The 11,522-nt window shown below is 29.3% G+C and carries 9 protein-coding genes and 2 pseudogenes; 8 read left to right on the top strand and 3 right to left on the bottom strand.

Annotated features, from left to right (window positions below):
* Positions 1-332: 332 nt before the first annotated feature.
* Positions 333-896, bottom strand: a complete 564-nt coding sequence (locus CQA44_RS06750) for a hypothetical protein (protein WP_115546518.1) — start codon at positions 894-896, stop codon at positions 333-335.
* A 235-nt stretch (positions 897-1,131) separates the two neighbouring features.
* On the opposite strand from CQA44_RS06750, the pseudogene CQA44_RS13185 reads away from it, so the two are divergent.
* From CQA44_RS13185 to CQA44_RS06720, 8 genes and pseudogenes are all read left to right on the top strand, one after another.
* Positions 1,132-1,710 (top strand): annotated as a pseudogene (locus tag CQA44_RS13185) (phospholipase D-like domain-containing protein); the annotation flags it as partial.
* Between the two features lie 9 nt (positions 1,711-1,719).
* Positions 1,720-4,260, top strand: a complete 2,541-nt coding sequence (locus CQA44_RS06745) for a DEAD/DEAH box helicase (RefSeq protein ID WP_258864924.1) — start codon at positions 1,720-1,722, stop codon at positions 4,258-4,260.
* A gap of 52 nt (positions 4,261-4,312) precedes the next feature.
* Positions 4,313-5,512: an Eco57I restriction-modification methylase domain-containing protein gene (locus tag CQA44_RS06740; protein ID WP_115546516.1), complete on the top strand. Its 1,200-nt coding sequence runs from the start codon at positions 4,313-4,315 to the stop codon at positions 5,510-5,512.
* Between the two features lie 5 nt (positions 5,513-5,517).
* Positions 5,518-7,542 (top strand): DNA methyltransferase, encoded by a 2,025-nt coding sequence (locus tag CQA44_RS06735; RefSeq protein ID WP_115546515.1) that lies wholly within the window; start codon positions 5,518-5,520, stop codon positions 7,540-7,542.
* An 11-nt stretch (positions 7,543-7,553) separates the two neighbouring features.
* A pseudogene (locus CQA44_RS06730) lies at positions 7,554-8,639 on the top strand (Eco57I restriction-modification methylase domain-containing protein); the annotation flags it as partial.
* An 89-nt stretch (positions 8,640-8,728) separates the two neighbouring features.
* Positions 8,729-8,875, top strand: a complete 147-nt coding sequence (locus CQA44_RS12540; protein ID WP_181881810.1) for a hypothetical protein — start codon at positions 8,729-8,731, stop codon at positions 8,873-8,875.
* Positions 8,876-9,072: 197 nt separating this feature from the next.
* Positions 9,073-9,495, top strand: a complete 423-nt coding sequence (locus tag CQA44_RS06725) for a hypothetical protein (protein ID WP_115546513.1) — start codon at positions 9,073-9,075, stop codon at positions 9,493-9,495.
* Between the two features lie 417 nt (positions 9,496-9,912).
* On the top strand, positions 9,913-10,497 hold the full coding sequence (locus tag CQA44_RS06720; RefSeq protein ID WP_147289759.1) for a hypothetical protein: 585 nt from the start codon (positions 9,913-9,915) through the stop codon (positions 10,495-10,497).
* A 15-nt stretch (positions 10,498-10,512) separates the two neighbouring features.
* Here the strand turns inward: CQA44_RS06720 and CQA44_RS06715 are convergent, their stop codons facing one another.
* Both CQA44_RS06715 and CQA44_RS06710 read right to left on the bottom strand, forming a co-directional pair.
* Positions 10,513-11,052, bottom strand: a complete 540-nt coding sequence (locus CQA44_RS06715) for a queuosine precursor transporter (RefSeq protein ID WP_115546511.1) — start codon at positions 11,050-11,052, stop codon at positions 10,513-10,515.
* Between the two features lie 2 nt (positions 11,053-11,054).
* Positions 11,055-11,501, bottom strand: coding sequence for a hypothetical protein (locus tag CQA44_RS06710; protein ID WP_115546510.1), 447 nt, complete (start codon positions 11,499-11,501; stop codon positions 11,055-11,057).
* Positions 11,502-11,522 lie beyond the last annotated feature (21 nt).

Here is an 11,522-nt window from a genome sequence, read left to right as displayed (position 1 = left end):
CGCCATAGAAAAGGCATACAAGCACCACAAGCAACTGAATACCAAACTGCCACCCCTCTGGCAAAGATGTCAAGAAATTCATTAGGCTAACTCCTTATTAAAATATAAAATATTTTAATAAAAAGATAAAAACCATATACCAATGTAAGTCAATTTTTATATAAAAATTTGTTAAAAATATTTATTCATTAATAACGCAATATTTGAAATTAAGATTCTTTAAGAATTTAGCTAACTTTAGAATGATTTAAGAAAAGCAGAATTGTAAGCTTTTTTATATTTGTAAGTTGGGTAAAATCCAAAAGGATTTTACAATAAATATATTAAAATATTTATTTTACTTTACCACTTAATGTAACTTTTACAAGTGGCCAACTAAAACCAGCGTGTCCGGGGGCTACATCACTTAAAGCTTTAAGAGCTTTAGATGAATTTTTAAATACACTTAAATCAAGCTCACCTTCAGCAAAAAAATCACTCTCATTTATAGTATAGCTTAGAGGTAGATTTGATTTTTCTTTGCCAATCTTAACAATTCCACTTAACAAACCTTGATTATCTCCTTCAACTACATTTACAATTTCAACTTCAAATTTAGCACCTTTATTTAGAGTTTTAAAAAAAGCGTTTTTAATATTATTAGTTATTTCATCTACATTCATATCTACATTATTTGGGTCTATTATAGCTTTAGCTCCTTTAAATGTACTAGTTATGCTTGAGGTGTCTTTATTTAAACTATATTTTACATCATTAAAACTACCGATTGTAGCTACACGATCCTTGGTCTTATAACCTTCAAAATCTAGCTTTAATGTGCTCTCATCTATTGTTGCTGCATTTGTTACTACAAAAGATCCAGCTATTATTGCTATTTTCAATAAGATTTTTTTCATCTATTATCCTTTAAATTAAAATTTAAACTCTCATTATAGTTTAATATTAATTAATTTTTTTATTATTTTATTAAGTTTATACAATATATGCAACAAAAATAGTAAATAACTCTTTATGCTATAATTATTTTTAACAAACAAGCTTAGGAGAAAAAATGGAAATATTGCTTAATGGGGGGGGGAGGATAGTAAAAGCCCTCTAGCTTCTAGTCAAAATTCTTTTACTTCAAATCTAATTGATAATAGCCCTTCTAATACCCTTATTGAAAGATTAGAATATATTTTTAGCACCTATCAACAAAGGGTTGATTTATGGATTATTAGTGGGTTTTTTAACGCTAAAGCCTTTGTAGAAATATCTAATAGATTTTCTCAAAAAATTAATTCCTTACATATTATCATAGGGCAAACAAATCCTAGTGATACATGTGATAAATCTAATCCCATTAGATTCTACTTTTATGACCCATTTGACCTTGAGATTAAAGACTTTGATAAGCAAATTGAAGAAATCTCTGATTCAAAAACTGCCCATAATTTTATTAAGAATGCTAATATTAAAATCTATAAGTTTAATAGTAAGTTTAATGATCGCCCTATTTTAATTCATTCTAAGCTATACTTAATCCACAAAGAGGGTAATCCCTCTCTTAAATCCTATGCTATTATAGGTAGTGCAAATTTTACTGCAAGCGGGCTTGGACTCTATGGGGATAGAAGTAATAAAGAGCTAAGTCTCCTTGTAGATTCTAAAAATGACACAGAACAATCTTTAAAATATTTTGAAAATCTTATAAAAGAATGTGAAGATTCTACAAATGAAGTGCTAGATTCTCTTAATACAGGATTTTTCTACCACTCACCTAGAGATATTTTTATTAAATTTCTCTCCACCATCCCAAAAGAAGATAATCTAAATACTAATAAATCTAAAGCCCTAAATGAAGCAGTTAAAGCCTTTAATCTTTATGATTTTCAAAAAATAGCAGCTAGTGAGCTAATAAAGCGTTTAAAAAAATATCAAATAGCTCTACTAGCTGACCCTGTGGGTGCTGGTAAAACGCTTAGTGCCCTAGGCGTTGCAAGCGTATATAATAATATAGTTATTATTGCTCCTAAAAATCTCATTCCTCAATGGGAGAGCTATTTTATTACCGAAAATATGCAAGATTATAATTTAAAAAGTTTTATTGATAATATGAAGTTTAGAGTAAGAATTCTTAGCTATCATCAAGCACAAGAAAAATCAAAAGAAAAAATTGGATTTCTTCAATCTGCTGAGCTAATAATCATTGATGAATCTCATAATTTCCGCAATGGCGAACCTAGAACAACAAGTAAAAAACAAAATCGCTATCAAAAGCTAAGAAGCAATCTAAATCCTAAAGCTAAAATCCTACTTCTTTCAGCCACACCTATTAATAATAATTACCTAGATTTAGCAAATCAGCTTTGCTTAAAATCTAAATATATTACAAACACTAAGAATCCATCTTTTAAACTAGACCCAAAAAATATTTGCCTAAAAGCCAAAAAAGCCCACGAAGATGCCTTGAGTAACAATAAAGAAATAAATCTTAATGATAATTATTATGCTCTAACAGAACTTATATTTTCTCGCTCAAGTAAGCAAATTATTAATTATTTAAAAGCCCTTAATAAAGATATGCCAAAGCAGCACATTACAAGGCATTATTGCTCCTCTGTGCCACCTCATATTGAATTTAATTTTGATAGCTTAAGTAATCTTTTAGGTATAGAAAAATCCACAGATGAAAATACATCTATCTCATTTAGCATTTATGACCCTTACAAATTCTTACCAAAAGATATAAGAGATAGCTATGATAAACAAATTGAAAACCTAGGTGAATACACAACGCCAAGAGGCTTTATTTGTATGAAGCTTCTTAAGGCTCTAGAAAGCTCTATTGACGCTTTTTTGCCAATTATTCAAAAAATCATAGATTATCATCACTCCTACCTTACCACGCTAAAAGCTCCTAATGAAGAAAAATATAATGATTATGATGATGAAGAGGAAATAAAAGAAGAAAATAGCTTTCCTACCAGCCTAAAAAAGCTTGATGAAAATAATCACCTAAATATGCTAAGCCCAGAGTTTGAAAAGGTCGTTAAAAAAGATTTAGCTATTTTAGAGAGTATTGCAAAAAAATTTGAAAATTATAATTCAAAAATGGATTTTAAAGAAACTCCCAAATATAAACAGCTTTGCGAGATTATTAATTCTATCCCACAAATAAGAAAGCAAAAGCTACTTATCTTTACTGAATCTATTCCCACAGCAAAAGTCATTAGTGATACTTTAAAAGAGAGCTATCCTAACTTATGTATAGAATCTCTCACAGGAGATAGTGATACTAAAAGCTTTGTTAGGATAAAATCGCGATTTTCTCCAAAATCTCTAAAAGCCTCTCTTAGCACACAAGATAGAGAGATTGATATTTTAGTTGCCACTGATGTTTTAAGTGAGGGGGCAAATTTACAGGACTGCCAAAATCTACTTAATTGGGATATTGCATTTAATCCTGTGAGATCAATCCAACGCATAGGGCGAATTTGGCGTATTGGTTCAAGCCACAAAGAAAATTACATTACCCATTTTTTCCCAGATACTGATATAAACTCCTATATACAACTAGAATCTAAACTTAAGTTTAAAATCACTGTAGCACAAACTGCTACTAGCATAGATGACCCACACGCCCTTAAAAATGCTAAAGATGCTAAGATGTTTGAAGAAAGAAGGGCTAGAGCCTATGAGGCAATGGATAGTGAAAATATAGAAAATAGCATTATAGAAGAAAATGAATTTAATAAATTTAGCACGATTGAGAGCTATCTAAAAGAGCTATCCTACAATTTACATTATGATACTTTAGATTCTACCCTGCCAGATGGAATCTTCTCAATTGCAAATGATAGCACTCTGCCCTATCATCATCTCTTTGCCCTACTGCAAGACCTAGATTCTAAAAAATACTATTATGCACTATATGACTTAAAGACAAATAGCCTACACCCTAGTGTCTATCATAAAGATAATATAGAAAATTTATATCGCATAGATATTCTAAAAGATAGTGATAGTATCGATAGAGCCGCCTTTGAAACCCTAGAAAATATCTCTAATAATTATAGAAACTTAAGCTTTTTAAAAGAGATTTTTAAGAGCTTAACAAATGAGCTTGAGAGCCAAATAAAAGAGCACCAAAAGCAAATAGATAAAACTAAAACAAGCGATTGCGGACTAATCTCTGTAATAGAGATTAAATTTAAGCTAGTTGCATGGCTACTGCTTAACCCAGACTTTAAGCTACTAGAAAGCCTTAATAAGGGCTAAATTATGAAAGCAAAATCATATCAAATTTTTAAGATTTTACAAGGAAAAATAAATGAGTAAAAACCAATCTATACATAATACACATACTAACACAGGCTTTGATATTGTAATAGGTAATCCCCCGTATTCTCAAGTGCCTAAGGGTATCTATCCAAATAAAACTTTCCCTTATAGTGAGGGTAAAGACAAGGGCAAACAAAATCTATATAAAGTTTTTGTAGAGCATTCCTATAACCTCACTTCTAATAAAGGTATCTTTTGTCTAATCACACAAAGCTCAATAATGTGTGATTTATCTGCCTCTTATACAAGGGAGCTTTTACTTACAAAAAATTCTATAAGACAAATTATAGAGTTTCCTAAAAAAGCTCTCACAAAAGAAGGACAAGTATTTAAGAGTGCTCTTCAAAGCACTTGCATTCTTTTATGCCTTAAACAAAAACATAAAGATTATGAAAGCTTAAAACTTTCTATCAATAATGACAAAACCACAATAGATAAGCTAATTTTTGAATCTATAAAGCAAAGCTCCATAATAACCCTTTATCCAAATAGATTTGAAATCCCTTTAATTAAAAAAGGTGAAATGAAGCTAATTCAAAAAATAAAGAGAGATAAAATCTTGCTTGGAAGCTTGATTGAGAGGACACTACAGGGGAATATTAATACCATACATTTAAAAAGAATCCTCTCAAATTCTAACACAGGATTTTATATTATTAAAGGTGAAAATATCCATCGCTACCATTTAGATAATAATTTTATGAATTGCAAAATTACTGAAGAAGCAAAAAGCATTATTCAAAGAAATCTAAAGGGAAAATACATTATTGCTATTCAAGGTATTACAGGCACAGCTGATAAGAATCGCATACATTGCACATTGTTAGAATCCAAAAACACGAAATTCGTGTTTTTGGATTCGACAAAAATGCTATTTTTGCCGAATGCAAAAGAAGCAAAATATCTTGTTGGACTTCTTAATTCTAAAGTGCTAGATTGGCTTTTTAGGAAAACTAGCACAAATAATAATATTAATATTTATGAATTAGAGGATTTGCCTATCCCTCAAATCACAGATTCAAATCAACACTTATATAATGAAATTATCTCCCTAGTTAATAAAATACTAGATTCTAAAGCTAAAGATTCTAGCTTTGATACAAGAGGCTTAGAATCTAAAATAGATTCTCTAGTCTATGCCCTCTATAACCTAACAGATGAAGAAATAGCTATTATAGAAAGGAAATAAAAGCAATGCAAGATATTAAAAAAATTTTAGCAAACTTAAAGCCAACAAAAGAATCTTTTAAAACTCTCTTAGATACTCTCTTTGGTTTTGAGAAACTAACCACAGCTGATACTAGCGATATTATAAATCTTACAAATGAGCATAAAAATGAAGACTTACTCTCACTTTTTGATTTTCAAAAAACCCTCGTTTATTTTACTAATGCAGATTGGGAATCTGAACTTCAACAAGCAAAAAATACCGAACATAAGAACCTAGCCTTTAGCCTTATCCCCACACAAACTCACCATAAAAGTGAGCTTATTAGAGCAATTAGAGCAATTAATAAGAAAATAAAAAGCTATAATATTCTCTTTTTTATTAGCAAAGATAGCCTCTCTATCGCCTTTGCTACAAGGAGATATGATAAAAATTCCAAAGTAGAAAAAGATGTGATAGATAAAATCACATTAATTAAAGATATATTGCTTTCTACTCCCTCTAAAGCTCATCTTAAAAATCTAGAATCTATCCCTAAAATCACACATAAAGAAATAGATAAATATTATAGCGAGATACTAGATAAGCTATCTATCTCTGCTCTAACTGATGCCTTTTATAAGGAGATTAGAGAGCATTTTATAAAATTTAAAGATTCTATAAAACTACCTAATGATAGAGATGAAAATACTAAGAGAGCCTTTGTATTAAGGCTAATTTCTAGGATACTTTTTGTAAAGTTTTTAGAAAAGAAAGGATTAGTTAGCCCTAAGATTTGGAATATATCATTATCATCAAGCTATTATCATCAAGTTTTAGAGCCACTATTTTTTATCACATTAAACACCCCTAAAGATAATCGAGATTATGGGCTTTTGGATTCTTATATAAAAGAGCTTTTAAATTCTATCCCATATCTAAATGGTGGGCTTTTTGCCCCACAAGAAAAAGACTACTTTGATATTAATAATAGAAATATAACTACACTAGAAATCCCAAATGAACGTTTTGATGAGCTTTTTAAGACACTTGATAACTATCACTTTACCATTGATGAGGCTACATTACATAGTGAAGAAGTAGGGCTTGACCCTGAAATGCTAGGCAAAGTCTTTGAAAACTTGCTCTCTGTGCTTTTTACTGATAATAGATTAGAAGATACACAATCTTTGCGTAAAAAGACAGGGAGCTATTATACCCCGCGTGAGATTGTAAGCTATATGTGTGCCTCTAGCTTGTGTGAGAGCCTTAAAAATCATACAAATATTAATGAAGAAAGCTTAAAAAAACTCATTTTCGATAAAGATGCCATAGATTTAAGTGAAATTGAATGTTATGAGGTTTTAAACACACTAGCAAGTCTAAAGATTTTAGACCCTGCTTGTGGAAGCGGGGCATTCCCCATTGGAATCTTACAGGAAATAATTGAGATTGAAAATACTCTATTTGAGGCTATGCAAAATAAAGGGTATTCAAAGCATTTTGAAAAATCTAATCTATTACAAGAGCAACATCTAAAACAATCTAATCTCTATGAACGCAAACTTAGGATTTTACAAAATAATATCTATGGAGTGGATATTCAACCAATGGCTACAGAAATAGCAAGGCTTAGATGCTTCCTCTCGCTTATTTGTGATGCACCAAGTGAAAATATACAGCCTCTGCCTAATTTAGAATTTAAGTTTATCTCAGCAAATAGCCTTATCCCTCTACATCATGATAATTTACAATATGATGGCTACATACAAGATATGGAGGAGCTAAGGAAAATTAGAGAGCAGACTTTTAATACACAAGATAAAGAGCAAGTTAAAGCTGCCTATCTTACCTTGAGGGATAAAATAGCTAGAAATATTTCTACTGCGATAATTAAAGTAGGAGCTTTAAAATCCCAAGAATCTAGCAAAGATAATAAGAATAACAATAAACTAGATATAAATGAAAACCCTATTTTTGATTGGAATCCTTTTGACCCAAATAGTGTAGCAGGATTTTTTGATAGTGAGTGGATGTTTGGCATAAAAGCTAATGGGGGGGGGATAAGCTAAAATATGGCTTTGATATTGTAATAGGCAATCCCCCTTATGGAGCAGAACTTAGCAAAAAAGAAAAAAGTATTTATAAAAAACTTTATCCTATTGGCTCATCAAATACTGCTCAACTTTTTATTATAAGGGCTAGACAATTTCTGTATTTAAACTCTACAAACTGCTTTATCGTGCCAAAATCACTTGCATATGTCAGCACTTGGAAAAATACTAGAGAAAATATAAAAGATAATCTTACTTTATTGATTGATTGTAGTAAGGCATTTGAACACGCAAACCTTGAAATGCTAATTTATCTAATCAATGAAAAATCTAAGATAGATTCTTATAAAACAGCTAGTTTTGAGCAAAGGAAATATTTAACAAAAGTAAATAAAACCTTAATTTCACTATTTGAAATCTTTCCTCTTGGAGTAAAAGATGAGGAATTAAATCTTGGAATAAAAATTAGAAAAAATATAGGAGAAAAACTTACAGATTGTGGGAAACATATTTGGGGTGATATATTTTATAAGGAAATCAAACAAGAAAAAAGTGATTTTAAAGTGCTAGGAGGAAAAGAAATCCAAAAATATTTTATAAAATCTAAACCTAAGGGATTTATTTCTAAATATTTAACACTATCCATCAAAAGCAAAATACAGGAAAATAGTATCTTACTACAAAGGATTATATCCTGTGTATCAGGGGAGCGAACGGCTATTTGTGGTAGTATTATAGAAAAAGATAAAGAGCGATATAGAGTCGTTAATACCATTCATCAAATTGTTTGCAAACCATATTTATCTAATCGCCTTATTTTAGGGATTTTACATTCTAAAGTTTTAAATTGGTATTGCTATGCTTTTGTATTTGCTAAAGCAAGATTATCCTTTCAATTTTCAGGGGAAAGTGTAGGCAGAATACCACTTCCAAAGCTTAACGATAAATCCTTATGCAACGAAATCATCTCCCTAGTAGATAAAATCTTAGAAACTAAAGCTTTAGATTCTAACTCTGATACAAGTAATTTAGAATCTAAAATAGATTCTTTAGTGTATAAGCTATATGGCTTAAATAGCGAAGAAATCAAAATCATAGAGGGAGGTGAAAAATGAGATAATAAAATATAAGTTAAATTTTGGTTTTAATACGCGTAGAATCCTAATTAGGTTCTTAAAAATAATCTTTTAATTAAGGAGAAAAGATGACAAATAAGCAACAAGCTATTCTTATTGATATATACAAAAAATCAAATCAAGGAGTTATTTCTGTAAGTATAGGAGATAGTGGTAATTTTACTACTGATACACCAGACAAAATAGACTATATCAATGATTTAAACACATTATAAGATGAAGGATATATTAATGGTGTTTCAAATGGTGTTTCAAAAATGAGTGGAGAGATGCAATATCTATTAACAAATATAAGAATCACTGCCAAAGGAATAAGTTTTATTAAGGCACAAATAAAATAAGATTTTAATTTGATATATCATCAGTTTGATATATCAAATTATATAATTTAAAATCATCATAAGGCAAAAGTATGGATAGCGTAAGAATAGAATATGATAAAGGCAACAAAACTTTACAAATTAAATATATTCCAAATCTGGAAAATAATATTCAATTTATTTCTATTACCCCAGAAGCAATCAAGCAATATTTAGGAAAAACAAAAAGTAAGGATGAAATAGATGAAATAATTTTAGAGAAACAAGAAGAAAAAATAAAAATATATTTTTTTAAAATAAAAGTAGAGATTATTGGGGCTGACTATAATGAGATTGTTAATGATAATAACACAAAACAAATCCAAACAAAATTTGAATTGTGTAAATTTTCACATAGCATTAGATTTAGTGTTACTAATAATTTTATTTGTATATTTGAAGATAATGTGGAATTTAAATTTTGTAATTTTGAACAAGAAGTCATATTATCACAATGCATATTTAAAAAAATTTAAATATATATAATTGTGAATTTAAAAATAAAGTAAATTTTATTGGAGCTAAATTTAAAGAAAATTTTACCAATATAGATGTTATATATCATCAAAGAGCTTGTTTTCATAATGCAAGTTTTAATAATACCCCAATTTTTGCTGCATCGTCATTTTTAAATAATCAACTTGTGGATTTTATAAATGTAGAAATAAATTTAATTAATTTTAATACAATCAAAGATTTTATTAATAAAAATTTTTCAAAAACCTAAACAAATCGATAATATAAGAGACTCTTATCGTGTAATCAAAAATACTCTTATCCAACAAAATAACCTACTTGATGCTTCACAATGGCATAAATTAGAACTTTATACTAAAGAAATAGAATTAGATTCTAAAAAGCCTTCGCTTTTTAGCAAAGATTGGATAGATAAATTGGTGCTTTTATTCTACCGCTACACCTCCGACCACCATACAGATTTATTAAGGATTTGGCATAATTTGCTTATTGTGATTGGAATCTTTTGGTTTCTAAGTGACGTGATTATTGCGGGATTTGGTTGTTACTATATAGGATTATGTGATTTGAATGCTCATATTCTCATCAAAGCCTACAATATCCATATCAAGCATTTTATACTTACACATCAATATTGGGCATTAGGGATAAATTTAGCGATATGGATAATCTTTGTGGGGTTATTTTTAGCAAGTGTGTGTAGTGTGAGGCTGATAGGTATAAGAGCAATCCTTATGTTAAAGGGAGAGAGACTCTCAACTATTTTCAGGCTGATAGGGGTTATAATAAGAGTAATCCTTATATGCTTATCCTACCCTGCTGCGATATTCATTCTCCTCGCATCGCCTAAATACCTTATCCCTGCTATTGGCTTCTTCACTGATAAAAGAGCTATGCTAGAGCCCTTATCAGTCATTGGCGGAATCTATACGATTTTCTTTGCATTAATGCTTTATTCTTTGATTAAAACTGCTCGTAAAAATTCCATTATACCAAGATAGAATCTAAAATTGATATTAAGCAAAGATTCTATTCTTAATCCTAATTGCAAATATATAGAAAAATGGCGTATCTATTATGCTTAAAAGAACCTTTATACTAAAATCAAATAATGCCATAATCAATACCTCTTCAAAACTCTTTTCAAAAAGAAAGGCTATATTAAAGAAAATCATAGTATCAAAAAATTGGGCTATTATTGTAGAGGCATTATTTCTTAGCCACCATAGTCTTGGAAGTCTTTTCTTAAAAAAATAAAATAAAAAAACATCAAGTGGTTGAGAAATCATAAATGCACATATAGAGGCAATGGCAATCAAGGGCTCACTTAATAAAAGTGATGGAATAAAAGCAATGGTAATTCCTAAAGAAAGCACTTTTAAAACATCTTTTCTATTATTTTTCTCACTTAAAATATCAAGGAATAGAAAGCTAAATGGATAGCTTAAAGCCCCATAAGTAAGGTAAGTTCCAGCTATACTAAACTGCACAGCATAGTTTGATAAAACAACAATTAATGAAAAAACAATAGCATATATAATAAATTTCAATTGCATATTTAATAAATATCTGCTAGTTTTAGGGTGAATTCCACTTCGCTTTTAGTAATCATTAGTTCTTTTGCGATATTTTCTATACTCCAACCATCTTTAAACATAGAAATTATCCTTCTATCATCGATATTAGAGCTTATGTTGGAAGCATACAAGTTACTTTCTTTTAACTTATCTTCTAATGCTTGAAGTTTAATATCAACATACTCTCTATCTTTTTCAATGATTGAATAAATATCATCTATATAACTTCTAAAATTAGCTTTAGAATTATCATTGGGTAGGTTTTTGATTAGTTTATGAAGCTTATAAATCTCTTTATTTAAGTCATCTAAAGATTTTTCATATCTTGCAAGTCTCTTTTGAGAATCACCATCTTTAATATAAAAAAATATAAATATTAATAAAAAAAGAACTACTATACCGATATTTATAATTAATATGTTGCTCATTTATTACTCACCTTTTATTTT

The organism is Helicobacter sp. MIT 14-3879 (assembly GCF_003364125.1).
The sequence above is the reverse complement of the archived record's forward strand: the minus strand, read 5'-3'. Positions and strand labels throughout refer to the sequence as shown.

Coding starts and splice junctions, on each gene's coding strand:
- CQA44_RS06750 (WP_115546518.1), bottom strand. CDS start 896: ATGAAAAAAATCTTATTGAAAATAGCAATAATAGCTGGATCTTTTGTA.
- CQA44_RS06740 (WP_115546516.1), top strand. CDS start 4,313: ATGAGTAAAAACCAATCTATACATAATACACATACTAACACAGGCTTT.
- CQA44_RS06735 (WP_115546515.1), top strand. CDS start 5,518: ATGCAAGATATTAAAAAAATTTTAGCAAACTTAAAGCCAACAAAAGAA.
- CQA44_RS12540 (WP_181881810.1), top strand. CDS start 8,729: ATGACAAATAAGCAACAAGCTATTCTTATTGATATATACAAAAAATCA.
- CQA44_RS06725 (WP_115546513.1), top strand. CDS start 9,073: ATGGATAGCGTAAGAATAGAATATGATAAAGGCAACAAAACTTTACAA.
- CQA44_RS06715 (WP_115546511.1), bottom strand. CDS start 11,052: ATGCAATTGAAATTTATTATATATGCTATTGTTTTTTCATTAATTGTT.
- CQA44_RS06710 (WP_115546510.1), bottom strand. CDS start 11,501: ATGAGCAACATATTAATTATAAATATCGGTATAGTAGTTCTTTTTTTA.